Annotated in this window: 12 protein-coding genes; 7 read left to right on the top strand and 5 right to left on the bottom strand. The window is 73.9% G+C overall.

From position 1 onward, the window contains the following. The first annotated feature begins 18 nt into the window (after positions 1-18). The 4 genes from E9565_RS01220 (at position 19) to E9565_RS01205 (ending at position 2,970) form a co-directional block, all read left to right on the top strand. A complete protein-coding gene (locus tag E9565_RS01220; RefSeq protein WP_236825064.1) occupies positions 19-246 on the top strand; it encodes a DUF4177 domain-containing protein in 228 nt (75 codons plus the stop codon). Between the two features lie 54 nt (positions 247-300). Next, positions 301-669 carry a hypothetical protein gene (locus tag E9565_RS01215; protein ID WP_236825065.1) on the top strand — a complete coding sequence of 123 codons (369 nt, stop codon included), beginning with the start codon at positions 301-303 and terminating at the stop codon, positions 667-669. 106 nt (positions 670-775) lie between these two features. Next, positions 776-2,695 carry a 1-deoxy-D-xylulose-5-phosphate synthase gene (dxs, locus tag E9565_RS01210; protein WP_236825066.1) on the top strand — a complete coding sequence of 640 codons (1,920 nt, stop codon included), beginning with the start codon at positions 776-778 and terminating at the stop codon, positions 2,693-2,695. Beyond that, on the top strand, positions 2,692-2,970 hold the full coding sequence (locus E9565_RS01205; protein ID WP_236833892.1) for an MTH1187 family thiamine-binding protein: 279 nt from the start codon (positions 2,692-2,694) through the stop codon (positions 2,968-2,970). Before dxs ends, E9565_RS01205 begins: the two co-directional genes overlap by 4 nt. 95 nt (positions 2,971-3,065) lie before the next feature. On the opposite strand, the gene E9565_RS01200 is transcribed toward E9565_RS01205, so the two are convergent. The 3 genes from E9565_RS01200 to E9565_RS01190 all read right to left on the bottom strand — a co-directional run bounded on the left by E9565_RS01200 (position 3,066) and on the right by E9565_RS01190 (position 7,718). Continuing rightward, positions 3,066-4,199, bottom strand: coding sequence for a ScyD/ScyE family protein (locus E9565_RS01200; protein WP_236825068.1), 1,134 nt, complete (start codon positions 4,197-4,199; stop codon positions 3,066-3,068). A 229-nt stretch (positions 4,200-4,428) separates the two neighbouring features. Then, positions 4,429-6,516 carry a 3-hydroxyacyl-CoA dehydrogenase NAD-binding domain-containing protein gene (locus E9565_RS01195; protein ID WP_236833891.1) on the bottom strand — a complete coding sequence of 696 codons (2,088 nt, stop codon included), beginning with the start codon at positions 6,514-6,516 and terminating at the stop codon, positions 4,429-4,431. Beyond that, on the bottom strand, positions 6,513-7,718 hold the full coding sequence (locus E9565_RS01190) for a thiolase family protein (protein WP_236833890.1): 1,206 nt from the start codon (positions 7,716-7,718) through the stop codon (positions 6,513-6,515). The genes E9565_RS01195 and E9565_RS01190 overlap by 4 nt, the downstream gene beginning before the upstream one ends. A 222-nt stretch (positions 7,719-7,940) precedes the next feature. Here E9565_RS01190 and E9565_RS01185 point away from each other — a divergent pair, with 222 nt between their 5' ends. From E9565_RS01185 to E9565_RS01175, 3 genes are all read left to right on the top strand, one after another. Then, positions 7,941-9,035 carry a sugar ABC transporter substrate-binding protein gene (locus tag E9565_RS01185; protein WP_236825073.1) on the top strand — a complete coding sequence of 365 codons (1,095 nt, stop codon included), beginning with the start codon at positions 7,941-7,943 and terminating at the stop codon, positions 9,033-9,035. 141 nt (positions 9,036-9,176) lie between these two features. Continuing rightward, positions 9,177-9,986, top strand: coding sequence for an ATP-binding cassette domain-containing protein (locus tag E9565_RS01180; RefSeq protein WP_236825075.1), 810 nt, complete (start codon positions 9,177-9,179; stop codon positions 9,984-9,986). Between the two features lie 10 nt (positions 9,987-9,996). Next, positions 9,997-11,283 (top strand): sugar ABC transporter permease, encoded by a 1,287-nt coding sequence (locus E9565_RS01175; protein ID WP_236825077.1) that lies wholly within the window; start codon positions 9,997-9,999, stop codon positions 11,281-11,283. Between the two features lie 327 nt (positions 11,284-11,610). Here E9565_RS01175 and E9565_RS01170 read toward each other — a convergent pair whose 3' ends face one another. Together E9565_RS01170 and E9565_RS01165 are read right to left on the bottom strand one after the other, a co-directional pair. After that, the gene (locus tag E9565_RS01170; protein ID WP_236825078.1) at positions 11,611-12,957 is read right to left on the bottom strand and encodes a ribonuclease D; all 1,347 of its coding nucleotides are present in this window, start codon (positions 12,955-12,957) and stop codon (positions 11,611-11,613) included. 39 nt (positions 12,958-12,996) lie between these two features. Beyond that, the gene (locus E9565_RS01165; protein ID WP_236825079.1) at positions 12,997-13,626 is read right to left on the bottom strand and encodes a DUF3000 domain-containing protein; all 630 of its coding nucleotides are present in this window, start codon (positions 13,624-13,626) and stop codon (positions 12,997-12,999) included. Positions 13,627-13,648 lie beyond the last annotated feature (22 nt).

Raw genomic sequence — 13,648 nt, 5'->3', positions numbered from 1 at the left:
CCTCGTTACGGTCAGGGGGTGCCCACGTGGGAATACGCCTCGGTCATCACCGCCAACGATGCGGAGTCGCAGCGGGCCGGCGTGAGCGTCAAGCTCCCCGGCGGTCAGCTCGAGCGCCAGCAGGGCGACACCAGCTCGGTGCTCAACAAGCTCGGCGCCGAGGGGTGGGAGCTGGTCAGCTACCACTCCAGCGGCGCCGGCACCTGGGGGTTCGAGCAGTTCTGGCTCAAGCGCCAGTCGTCCTGAGCCGACACGCCCCGGTGTCGAACACCTGTTCGACCCGTGCGGCAGAATGGTGCGGTGGAGACGTCGCTGCCGCCGGGCTGGCCGGAGGAGGTGCGCCCGCCGGGCGCCCCTGACTGGGAGCGCACCGCCGTCGCCTGGCTGTTCGACCTGGTGCCGCCGGACTACCGCGCGCACGAGGTGCTCCGCCGGTACCCCGTGCTGCTCGCCCGGTTCGCCGGCGACCACGTCGCCGCCGGTCTGGAGGCCGCCCGCGCCGGGTGGCGCACCCTGCGGGTGGAGCTGGCCGACCAGCTCCCGCCGGAGGCGATCGAGGCGGCGATGGCCGCCTACGAGCGCGAGGGGGCCCGGCTGGCCGCCGCCGCCCGCGGGGTCGACGTCGTCGGCGGGGCGTTGAGGGGAGAACGCTGGGTACCGCGGCTGTGAGCTGCATCCGCCTCACCCGCTCGACCGGAAGAGCCGGTAGACCGCAGCTACAGTGGATCGGCGGCTGCCCCCCGGCGCCGCCCGACCGAGAGGACACCGCCGCACCGTGCCGCTCCTGCGATCGCTGCGGGGCCCGGAAGACGTCAGGGCCCTCGAGTCCGAAGCGCTGCCCGCCCTCGCCGCGGAGATCCGTGACGCCCTGGTCACCAGCGTCGCCCGCACCGGGGGTCACCTCGGGCCGAACCTGGGCTGCGTCGAGCTGACCATCGCCCTCCACCGGGTGTTCGACTCCCCGCGCGAGCCGATCGTCTTCGACACCGGCCACCAGTCCTACGTGCACAAGATGCTCACCGGCCGGGTCGACGGCTTCGAGCGGCTGCGCCAGCGCGGGGGGCTGTCGGGCTACCCCAGCCGTGCCGAGAGCGACCACGACTGGGTGGAGAACAGCCACGCCTCGACCTCGCTGTCCTACGCCGACGGGCTGGCCAAGGCCTTCGCCATCCGGGGTGACTCCCGCCCCGTGGTCGCCGTCATCGGTGACGGTGCGCTGACCGGCGGCATGGCGTGGGAGGCGCTCAACAACATCGCCGCCGCCCAGGACCGCCCGGTCGTCATCGTCGTCAACGACAACGGCCGTTCCTACTCGCCGACGATCGGCGGTGTCGCCGACGCACTGGCCACCCTGCGGCTGCGCCCCGGCTACGAGAACGCGCTGCTGCAGGTGCGCCAGGCGCTGCACCGGGCGCCCGTCGTCGGCTCGGCCCTGTACGACGCGCTGCACGCCATCAAGAAGGGCCTCAAGGACGTCCTCTCGCCGCAGGGCATGTTCGAGGACCTCGGCCTGAAGTACGTCGGCCCGGTCGACGGCCACGACATCCGGGCGGTGGAGTCGGCGCTGCGCCGGGCCCGCTCCTTCGGCGGGCCGGTCATCGTGCACGCCGTCACCACCAAGGGCTTCGGCTACCCGCCGGCCGAGACCGACCAGATCGACGCGTGGCACGCGACCGGGGTCTTCGACCCCGACAGCGGCGCCAGCGCCCGCAAGACCGGCCTGGCCTGGACCGATGCCTTCGCCGACGAGCTGGTGCGCGTGGGCGCCGAGCGCCCCGACGTCGTCGCGATCACCGCGGCGATGCTGCACCCCACCGGCCTGGCCCCGTTCGCCGAGCGCTTCCCCGAGCGCACCTTCGACGTCGGCATCGCCGAGCAGCACGCCCTCACGTCGGCCGCCGGCCTGGCCATGGCGGGGCTGCACCCGGTCGTCGCCGTCTACTCGACGTTCCTCAACCGGGCGTTCGACCAGCTGCTCATGGACGTCGCCCTGCACCGGCAGCCGGTGACGGTGGTGCTCGACCGCGCCGGGGTCACCGGTGACGACGGTGCCTCGCACAACGGCATGTGGGACATGTCGATCCTGTCGGTGGTGCCCGGCCTCGCCCTGGCGGCGCCGCGCGACGAGGCCACGCTGCGGGAGGCGCTGCGCGAGGCGGTCGACATCACCGACGGACCGTCGGTCGTGCGGTTCCCGAAGGGCTCGCTGCCGCCGGACATCCCGGCCGTCGAGCGGCGGGGGCCGGTGGACGTGCTGCGCCGCGGGGCTCGGGCGGAGGTCCTGCTCGTCGCCGTGGGGTCGATGGTCCCGATGTGCCAGGCCGTCGCCGAGCGGGCCGCCGACCACGGCATCGAGGTGACCGTCGTCGACCCGCGCTGGGTGCTGCCGGTCTCCGCCGAGCTGGTCGAGCTCGCCGCCGGGCACCGGCTGGTCGTCACGGTCGAGGACGGCGGGCGCGCCGGGGGAGTGGGCACCACGCTCAGCCAGGCGCTGCAGGACCGCGACGTCGACGTCCCCGTGCGCACCCTCGGCCTGCCGCAGCAGTTCTTCGAGCACGGCAGCCGCGGGCAGGTGCTCGCCGACGCAGGGCTGACCGAGCAGGACGTCGCCCGGCGGATCGCCGAGTGGACCGCCCGGCTGACCGAGCGCGCCGGGGACGGCGTCACCGAGGCCGCCGTCGAGGACCGGGCGTGATCGCCGAGATCCAGGTGGCGCCCTCGCCGCCCGGCACGGCGGACGACCCGCACGCCCACGTCGAGGCGGCGATCGCCGTCATCCAGGGCTCCGGGCTGCGCCACGAGGTGGGTGCCCTGGGCACCACGCTGGAGGGGGAGGCCGACGAGGTGTGGGCCACGCTGCGCGCTGCGCACGAGGCGATGCTGGCCGCGGGCGCGGACGCCGGGCTCTCGCACATCAAGGTCGCGTCGGTGAACCGCACGATGGACAGCCTCACCGCCAAGTTCCGCTGAAGCCCCGCGCGCTCGGGTGTCTCCCGCCGGGCAGCAGCCCACCTCGCGGTCTGCGGCGAGGTGGGCTGCTGCGTCGCGGGTCGCGGCCTCGGCGGTCAGCTCACCGGGAACGACCGCTCGGTCATCCGCCAGACCTGCCCATCGGTGCCCGGCTCACCGGTCCCGGTACCGGTGGACATCGAGTTGACGGCCACGTACACGTTGCCGAGCAGGTCGGTGACCACGCCCGCCGGCGCCGGAGCCGGCAACGTGGCCCGGGTGCCGTTCGTCCGCACCGTCACCACCTGACCTGATCCGCCGCCGCCGAAGAGCTCGCTGACGTAGAGGTTGCCGGCCCGGTCCTGCGCGGCACCGGTCACCCCGGTGAAGCCGGTCCAGGTCTGCTGGACCGCCCCGGTCCGGCGGTCGAGCTCCCACACCCGGCCGGCGCCGGGGACCAGCGAGCCGAGGCCGCCCACGATGACGTCGCCGTCGCGGCTGAAGCTCAGCGCCGTCGGCACCGGGTCGCAGGAGAAGCTGCCGTCCTGGTTGGGCCGGGTGTCGCAGGCGCCACCGGTGATGGTGGGGAGGACGGCGAACACGCTGATCCGGCCGCGCCTGTCGACCGCGAGGACGGCGTTGGCCGCGGCATCGGCGACGAGCACCTTGTCACCGACGTCGAGCACCGCGTACGGGTTCGACTCGACGCCCTGGCCGTCGGGGTCGTTCGCCTCCTCGAAGGCGCGGATGTCGGCGACGACCGAGGCCGGCCGGCCCGCCGCCGCGCGCAGCAGCTTGCCCTCCTGCTCCTCCGGCAGCCCCGTGACGCCGTCCGGGACGTCGACGTCCTTGGCGATGTAGATCCGGCCCAGGGTGCGGGCGCTCGCCGCGTCGTTGCCGGTGGCGCCGGCACCGTCAGGGCCGGCCTCGGACAGCAGGCCGGTCACCACCCGCTGCGCGGTGACCCCCTGGACCTTCGCCGGGTGCCGCACGATGCTGACCGCCCCGGTGGTCCCGACGCACACGGTCTCCCCGTCCACCTCGGCGCAGTCGTCGCCGCCGGTCCCGGACTCCGCGATGACCAGGACCCCGTCACTGGTCATGTCGAGCTGCCGCGGGTTGTCCAGGTGCCGCGCCACCGGCACGGGGGCCCAGCGCGCAGCATCGGAGGGTCCGGTCGCCGGCGCGGCGGCAGCCGGACTCATCACCAGCGTCGTGACCGCCAGCCCGGCGGTGGCCGTTGCACACACGAGACGTCTCATCGTTTCCCCTGCCCAGTCCAGGTATCCGGACCGCGGGTACGGCCCGGTCAAGATCCCGAACCTGGCAGGGGCGCTCGAAGGCCGTCAAGATCTTCCGGTGCCGGGGGCGGGGGGCGCCCCGGGTGGGCGCCGTCCTCCCGCACCGCGGAGCGTCCTCCCTCACCGCGCACCGTGAGGGAGGACGCCCGACGATCAGGTCACCTGATCCCGGCGGGGGTCAGGCGGGGAGCGAGGCCACGCCCCGCGGCAGGAACCGCGAGCCGGTCACCCGCTCCGAGACCCCGGTGCGGTCGAGGTAGGCGGAGATGCCGCCCAGCCAGAACGGCCACCCGGCGCCGAGGACCATGCACAGGTCGATGTCCTGCACCGCCTGCACCACGCCCTCGTCCAGCATCAGCCGGATCTCCTGGGCCAGCGCGCCCAGCGCCCGCTCGCGCACCTGCTCCTCGGTCAGCGGCGAGTCGCCGGCGAACGCGTCGGCCAGCTCCGGGTCGACGACGCCGGGCTCGACGAACACGCTGGTCCTCCCGAGCTCGACGATCCGCCTGAGCCCCTCGCCGACGGCGAACCGGTCGGGGAAGGCCTCGTGCATGCGCTCGGCGACGTGCAGCGCCACCGCGGGACCGACGAGCGAGAGCAGCTCGAACGGCGTCATCGGCAGGCCCAGCGGGTCGAGGGCGCGCTCGGCGACCTCGACCGGCGTGCCCTGCTCCACGGCCGAGGTGACCTCACCGAGGAAGCGGGTGAGCAGCCGGTTGACCACGAACGCCGGGGCGTCGGCGACCAGCACGCAGGACTTCTTCAGCGACCTCCCGACGGCGAAGGCAGTGGCCAGGGTCGCGTCGTCGGTCTGCTCGGCGCGGACGACCTCCAGCAGGGGGAGGACGGCGACCGGGTTGAAGAAGTGCAGCCCGACCACGCGCTCCGGGTGCTCGAGCTTGGCGGCCATCTCGGTCACCGACAGCGCCGAGGTGTTGGTGGCCAGCACGCAGGTCTCGGACACGACCGCCTCGACCTCGGCGAACACCTGCTGCTTGACCGACATCTCCTCGAACACGGCCTCGATGACCAGGTCGGCGTCGGCGAAGGCCTCCTTGGACAGCGAGCCGGTCACCAGCCCCTTGAGCTGGTTGAGCTTGTCGGCGCTCAGCCGGCCGCGCTGGGCGAGCTTGTCCAGCTCGCCGTGCACGTAGGCCACGCCCTTGTCCACGCGTACCTGGTCGATGTCGGTGAGCACCACCGGCACCTTCAGCTGCCGCACGAGCAGCATCGCCAGCTGCGAGGCCATGAGCCCGGCGCCGACGACGCCGACCTTGCCGACCTTGCGGGCCAGCGCCTTGTCCGGGGCGCCGGCCGGCCGCTTCGCCCGCTTGTTCACGAGGTCGAACGAGTACAGCGAGGCCCGCAGCGGGTCGCTCATGAGCAGCTCGGTGAGGGCGTCGTCCTCCGCGGCGGTGCCGGCGGTGAACGCCTCGTCGTCGACACCGGCGCGGGCCAGGTCCAGCAGGTCGACCGAGCGCACGGCCCCGGGGGAGGCGTTGCGGGTGCGGCCGGCCACGATCGCGCGCCCGCGCTCGATGGCGGCGTCCCACGCCGACCGGTCGACCTCCGGGCGGGAGACGGTGACGGAGCCGTCGAGCACCCCGACGGCCCACTCGAGGGAGCGCTCGAGGAAGTCGGCCGGCTCGAAGAGCGCGTCGGCGATGCCGAGCTTCGCGGCCTTCGGGGCGGGCGTCATCTTGTTCTGCGCGAGGGCGTTCTCGACGATCACGGTGACCGCCGCGTCGATGCCGACCAGGTTCGGCAGCAGCTGCGTGCCGCCCCAGCCGGGCACCAGGCCGAGGAAGGCCTCGGGGAAGCCGACCGCGGCGGTGCCGCTGATCGTGCGGTAGTGGCAGTGCAGCGCCAGCTCCAGCCCGCCGCCCAGCGCGACGCCGTTGACGAACGCGAAGGTCGGGATCGCCGAGTCCTTGAGCCGCCGGAACACCCGGTGGCCGGTCTCGGCGATCTCCCGCGCCGTCGCCTCGTCGGTCACCGCCGGGACGCCGGAGAGGTCGGCGCCCACGGCGAAGATGAACGGCTTGCCGGTGACGGCGATCGCCGCCGGCGCCGGGGAGTGGGCCGCGATCTCGTCCAGTGCGGCGTCCAGCGAGGCCAGCCCGGCGGGGCCGAAGGTGGACGGGCGGGTGTGGTCGTGGCCGTTGTCGAGCGTGATCAGCGCGATCTCGCCGACCAGGCCCGGGTAGGTCACGAACCGCACCATGGCGGTGGTCACGACCTCGTTCTCGAAGACGGCGGTGCTCACTTGGCGAAGCCCTCCCAGTTCGGGTTCTCCCAGATGACGGTGGCGCCCATGCCGAGGCCGACGCACATGGCGGTCAGGCCGTAGCGGACGTCGGGGCGCTCGGCGAACTGGCGGGACAGCTGGGTCATCAGGCGCACGCCGGAGGAGGCCAGCGGGTGGCCGACGGCGATGGCGCCGCCCCACGGGTTGACCCGCTCGTCGTCGTCTGCGATGCCGAAGTGGTCGAGGAAGGCCAGCACCTGGACGGCGAAGGCCTCGTTCAGCTCGAAGAGGCCGATGTCCTCGATCGTCAGGCCGGTGCGGGCCAGCGCCCGCTCGGTGGAGGGCACCGGACCCACGCCCATGACCTCGGGCTCCACGCCGACGAAGCCGTAGCCCACCAGGCGCATGCCGACGTCCAGCCCGAGCTCGAGGGCGACGTCCTCGGCGGCCAGCAGGCAGCCGGTGGCGCCGTCGTTGAGCCCCGCGGCGTTGCCGGCGGTCACGTGCCCGTGCGGGCGGAACGGCGTCTTGAGGGTCGACAGGCCCTCCAGGGTGGTCTGCGGCCGCGGCGGCTCGTCGACCGTGGCCACGCCCCAGCCCTGCTCGGCCGAGCGGGTGGCGACGGGGACGAGCTCCGGCCCGATCTTGCCGTTGGCCAGCGCCTTCGCGAACTTCTGCTGGCTGGCCAGCGCGAAGGCGTCGGCGCGCTCCTTGGTCAGGTGGGGGAACCGGTCGTGCAGGTTCTCCGCGGTCGAGCCCATGACCAGCGCCGAGGGGTCGACCAGCTTCTCGCTGACGATGCGCGGGTTGGGGTCCACGCCCTCGCCCATCGGGTGGCGGCCCATGTGCTCGACGCCACCGGCGATGGCGACGTCGTAGGCGCCGAAGGCGATGCCGCTGGCGGTGGTCGTCACCGCGGTCATGGCGCCGGCGCACATCCGGTCGATCGAGTAGCCCGGCACCGACTTCGGCAGGCCGGCCAGCAGGGCGGCCGTCCGGCCGAGGGTGAGGCCCTGGTCGCCGATCTGGGTGGTGGCGGCGATGGCCACCTCGTCGACGCGGTCGGCCGGCAGCGCCGGGTTGCGGCGCAGCAGCTCGCGGATCACGCGGACGACGAGGTCGTCGGCGCGCGTCTCGGCGTAGATGCCCTTCGGGCCGGCCTTGCCGAAGGGTGTGCGCACGCCGTCGACGAAGACGACCTCACGCAGCGAGCGGGACATGGGACCTCCGCAGTATTCGTAACCGGCCCGGGAGGGCGCGGCGGGCTACAAGTTACCCGCCGGTAACCGGGCGGGCCAAGCGCGGCCCCGACCCCCTTCGAGGGGGGTCCCGGGTCACGGTCCGGCAACGGCGGGGGACCGTGCTTGCGGTCACAAGGAGGTGGCGCGCAAGATGACCCGCCGGAATTTCTCTGTAACCCCAACGAAATAGAGGTCCCTCTCATGGCGCGACGGCGCACGGTGACGACGGCGATCGCTGCGGCTCTGGTCTTCGGCCTGGCCGCGTGTGGTGGCGACGACAGCGACGGTGGCAACGGCGGCGGCGGTGGCGGCGGCGAGGCCGCCGCCGGCAAGGTCGGCGTCATCCTCCCCGACACCGCCTCATCGGCCCGCTGGGAGTCGGCCGACCGCCCGCTGCTCGAGGCCGCCTTCGAGGAGGCCGGTGTCGAGTACGACATCCAGAACGCGCAGGGCGACGCCCAGCGGATGAGCACCATCGCCGAGCAGATGATCACCGAGGGCGTCACCGTCCTGGCGATCACCAACCTCGACTCGGCCTCGGGCGCGGCGATCCAGCGGCAGGCCGAGCAGCAGGGCGTGCAGACGATCGACTACGACCGGCTCACCCTGGGCGGCGAGAGCGACTACTACGTCTCGTTCGACAACGTCGAGGTCGGCCGGCTGCAGGGCGAGGGCCTGGCGCAGTGCCTCGGCGACGAGCCGGCGAACATCGCCTTCCTCAACGGCTCGCCCGACGACAACAACGCCACGCTGTTCTCGCAGGGCGCGCACGAGGTCCTCGACGAGATGGACCAGTACACGCAGGTCGCCGAGCAGGCCGTGCCGGAGTGGGACAACCAGCAGGCCGCCACGATCTTCGAGCAGATGTACACCCAGGCCGGCGGTGACATCCAGGGCGTGCTCGCCGCGAACGACGGTCTGGCCAACGCCGTCGTCTCGATCCTGGCCCGCAACAACGTCGCCGGCCAGGTGCCCGTGACCGGTCAGGACGCCACGGTCGAGGGGCTGCAGAACATCCTCGCGGGCGAGCAGTGCATGACCGTCTACAAGCCGATCGCCGACGAGGCGCAGGCCCTGGCCGACCTGGCCGTGGCCCTGGTCAACGGCGAGGAGCCCGAGGTCGACGGCTCGGTCGAGGACCCGGAGGGCGGCCGCGAGGTCCCCTCGGTGCTGCTCGAGCCGGTCTCGATCTTCCGGGACAACGTCAAGCAGGTCATCGACGACGGCTACCAGAGCGCCGCCGACGTCTGCACCGGTGAGTACGCCGCCGCCTGCACCGAGCTCGGCATCTCCTGAGCCGACCGGCCGGGGCACCCCTCCCGTGGGTGCCCCGGCCGCGTGCTTCCGCCCTGCCGGCCCCGGCTCGCCCGGGGCCGGCAGGGCGACCTATCGTCCCGCCACGGTCGACCGACCGTTCCCTGCTGGAAGGACGCAGCGGTGTCCGCACTCGAACAGACCCCTCCCACCTCCTCGACCCTCGAGCGGCCCACGCTGAGCCTGCGGGGGGTCAACAAGAGCTTCGGGGCCGTCCAGGTCCTGCACGACGTCCACCTCGACGTCTACCCCGGCAAGGTCACCGCGCTGGTCGGCGACAACGGCGCCGGCAAGAGCACGCTGATCAAGTCGATCGCCGGCATCCACCCCATCGACTCGGGCACCGTCGAGTTCGAGGGCAAGCCCGTGCAGCTCAACGGCCCGCGCGACGCCGCCCGCCTGGGCATCGAGGTCGTCTACCAGGACCTCGCGCTGGCCGACAACCTCGACGTCGTCCAGAACATGTTCCTGGGCCGCGAGCGCAAGCGCGGGGTGGTGCTCGACGAGGCCTCGATGGAGGAGGCGGCGCGCGACACCCTCACGAAGCTCTCGGTGCGCACCCTGAAGTCGGTGCGCCAGCTGGTGTCCAGCCTCTCCGGTGGGCAGCGGCAGACCGTGGCGATCGCCAAGGCCGTGCTCTGGGAGTCCAAGCTGGTCATCCTCGACGAGCCGACCGCCGCGCTCGGCGTCGCCCAGACCCGGCAGGTGCTCGACCTGGTCCGCCGGCTGGCCGACACCGGCCACGCCGTCGTCTTCATCACCCACAACATGGTCGACGTCTTCGAGGTCGCCGACCGCGTCGCCGCCCTGTACCTGGGCCGCGTCGCCGCCGACGTCCCGATCTCCGAGGTCGACCGCACCCAGGTCATCGAGCTGATCACCTCCGGCCGCTCCGGCGAGCTGGGGCTCGCGTCCGACGCGCTCGAGGACTGAGAGGACCCCCATGTCGAGCAACACCCTGACCGCCGCCGAGGCGAGCGGGCCGCACAAGCCGGCCGCCGGCTTCGAGGGCGACCGGCACGACAACACCGTCGGCGGCGCAGTCCGCGGGTACCTGAACAAGCTGCGGGCCGGTGACCTCGGTGCGCTGCCCGCCGTCCTGGGCATCGTCGTCCTGGGCATCCTGTTCACCGCGCTGCGGCCGGACACCTTCCTCACCCCGCTGAACCTGGCCAACCTGCTGGTCCAGTCGACGCCGATCATCGTGCTGGCGATGGGCCTGGTCTTCGTCCTCCTCCTGGGCGAGATCGACCTCTCCGCCGGTGTGGTCAGCGGCGTCTGCTCGGCGGTGCTCGCCCAGCTGCTGGTGCAGGCGGGGGTGGCCTGGCCGATCGCCGTCCTGGGCGCGATCGCCACCGGCGCCGTGATCGGCGTCTTCACCGGCAGCCTGGTGGGCATCGTCGGCATCCCGTCCTTCGTGGTGACGCTGGCGCTGTTCCTCGGCTTCCAGGGCGTGACCCTGCGGCTGATCGGCCAGGGCGGCACCGTGCCGGTGCGCGAGCCGGTCATCCGGGCGCTGGCCAACGAGAACCTGCCGGTCACCCTCGGCTGGATCCTGGCCGCGCTGGTCGTCGTGGCCTACGCGGGCTTCGAGCTGTGGCGCTGGCGGTCGCAGCGCAGCCGCGGCCTCGCGCACCAGCCGCTGCTCCTCGTCGTGCTGCGGATCGCGGTGATCGCCGCCGTCGTCGTCGGCGTGACCGCCATCCTCAGCGTCGACCGGGCGCTGGCCGCCGCCATCGACCTCGCCGGCATCCCGTACGCGGTGCCGCTGGTGGTCCTGCTGCTGCTGGTCCTCACGTTCGTGCTCTCGCGGACCAGCTTCGGCCGCCACGTCTACGCCGTCGGCGGCAACGCGGAGGCCGCCCGCCGGGCCGGCATCAACGTGACCCGCATCCGGGTGCTGGCGTTCGTGATCTCCTCGAGCCTCGCGGCGATCAGCGGCATCCTGGCCACCTCGCGGCTCAGCTCGGTGACGCCGGACGCCGGCGCGGGCAACACGCTGCTCTACGCGGTGGGCGCGGCCGTCATCGGTGGCACCAGCCTCTTCGGTGGCCGCGGCCGGGCCCGGGACGCCGTCCTCGGTGGTCTGGTCATCGCGATCATCGCCAACGGGCTGGGGCTGCTCGGGGTCGCGGCGTACCTGAACTTCATCATCACCGGCGGGGTGCTGCTGCTCGCCGCGAGCGTCGACGCGCTCGCCCGCCGGCGGGCCGCCACCGCCCGACGATGACCCCTGCCGCCCGTCGTGCTCAGCGCCGGCGGGCGGCAGGTGCCCACGCCGACGCCGGCGTCGTCCGCACCCGCGGGTGGCGCCGGCGTCGTCGTCGACCGTCCCGTGATCCCCGCCCGGGCCCAGGCGCCGGGGTCCCGCCTCGAGCGCGGGTGAGCTCGGGGCGCAGGAGAGCCATGTCGAGAGGCGCCACCGACCGGCAGGCCGCAGCGGGGCGCGGCTCGACGGTCGGTGGCGCGGCTCCACCCGCGTGGCAGCAGGTGCCGCCGACCCCTGGCGCGACCGTCGAGGTGACTGTCCCCCCGGGCGGTCACCTCGCTGCCGGACCTAGGCGCGGGTGACGGCGTCGGCCAGCAGGTCGCCGGCCAGCTCGACCTGCCACTCGCGGGCGCCGCCGGCCCGCAGCGCCTCGGCCACCGCGGCGGGCTCCCGCGGCTCCGGCGGGCTCCACATGATCCGGCGCACCAGGTCGGGGGAGAGGATGTTCTCCACCGGCACGGAGTGCTTCTCCGACAGCTCGGCGAGCCCGGCCCGCGCGACCTGCAGCCGGGTCGCGGCGGCGGGATCGCGGTCGGCCCACCGGTTGACCGGCGGCGGCCCGTCGCCGGGCTTGCTGTGCAGCGGCAGCTCGTCCTCGGGGAGGGCCTTGCCGCGGGCGAGCGCGTCGAACCAGTGCCGCACCAGCCGGCGGTTGGCCCGGCCGCGGAACACCGGGAGCTCCAGCAGGGCGCCCTCGTTCCTGGGGTCGGCCTGGACGGCGGCGACCATCGCGGAGTCGGGCAGCACCCGGCCGGGGGCGACGTCCCGCTTGCGGGCCAGCTCGTCGCGCGCCTCCCAGATGGCCCGGAGCATGCCGAGCTGGCGGCGGCTGCGCAGGCCGTGCACGCCGGAGGTGCGCCGCCACGGGTCCTGCCGCGGGGCGGGCGGGCCGGCGGCGAGGATCGCCTCGAACTCCTGCCGGGCCCACTCGGCCTTGCCCTGCTCCTCGAGGATCGCGGCCAGCGCGTCGCGCAGGTCGACCAGCACCTCGACGTCCAGGGCGGCGTAGACCAGCCACTCCTCCGGCAGCGGGCGGGTGCTCCAGTCGGCGGCGGAGTGCCCCTTCTGCAGCGAGTAGCCCAGCAGCGACTCGACGACGGCGCCCAGCCCCACCCGCGGCAGGCCGGCGAGGCGGGCCGCCAGCTCGGTGTCGAAGACGCGTGCCGGGACCAGCCCGATCTCGGCCAGGCAGGGCAGGTCCTGGTTGGCCGCGTGCAGCACCCACTCGACGTCGGCGATCGCGGCCTGCAGGACCGAGAGGTCCGGCAGCGGGATGGGGTCGAGCAGGCCGGTGCCGGACCCGGCGCGGCGCAGCTGCACCAGGTACGCGCGCTGGCCGTAGCGGTAGCCCGAGGCGCGCTCGGCGTCGACGGCGACCGGGCCGGTGCCGCCGCGCAGCGCCTCGGCGTACTCGACCAGCTGCGTGGAGGTCTCGATGACCGGCGGCAGGCCGTCGCGGGGGGCCAGCAGCGGTATCGCTTCGGGGGTCTCCGCGGCCGCCGGGTCCTGCGGTGGCCGGGGAGTGGGGTCGGTGCTCAGTTGCCGTCCACCTTCTTGCCGGTCCTCGTCGTTCGGTCCACCGGCGCCCCGGGCCGGGGTGCGCCGCGACGAGCGCGCCGATCCGAGGAGGGGCACCGGCTCAGGCGGGCTCGGTGCCGCTGTGCCGCACCGATGTTAGAGACTCTCGCTGCCGACCCGGTCGGAGGGACCCAGCAGGTGCACACCCGGCGGGGGGAGCCCGGCGGCGTTGCCGAGCACCTCGAGCCAGGCCGCGAGGTGCCGGTCCAGGTCGGTGTCGACGGCCGTCCAGGAGGCGCGGATCTCGACGTCGACCGAGTGCTCGGGGCCGGCGAGCTCCCCGAAGCGCGTCGACGCGGTACGGGTGACCGTGCCGCCGACCGTGTGGTGCGTGGCGCCGGAGTCGCCGAGGGCGTCGGTCAGCCAGCTCCACGCGACCTCGGAGAACATGGCGTCGTCGACCAGCTCCTCGTCGGTCGCGGCGGAGAGGTAGCCGACGCAGCGGGTGGTGCCGTGCCAGGCCTCGTGGCCCTCGGGGTCGAACAGCACGATGAACCGGGCGCTGGCGATCTCGGCGTCGTCCTCGTCGTCGGCGCCGGGGTCGGCCACGCGCGCGCCGAGGGCGACGGAGAAGGGCGCCAGGCGCTGGGGGGCGGGGATGCGGCCGAGCTCGATCTCCGGTCGGACCCGCACCGCGGCCAGCGACTCCAGGGCGGCGCGGAAGGCGGCCGGGACGGCGTCGTCCCGGTCCCGGTCCCCGGCATCGGCCAGGTTGCGCGGCTCCACGTCCGCAGGGTAGGCCGGGAGA

This window comes from Blastococcus sp. KM273129 (genome assembly GCF_021698995.1).
Classification (GTDB): Bacteria; Actinomycetota; Actinomycetes; order Mycobacteriales; family Geodermatophilaceae; genus Blastococcus.
The sequence above is the reverse complement of the archived record's forward strand: the minus strand, read 5'-3'. Positions and strand labels throughout refer to the sequence as shown.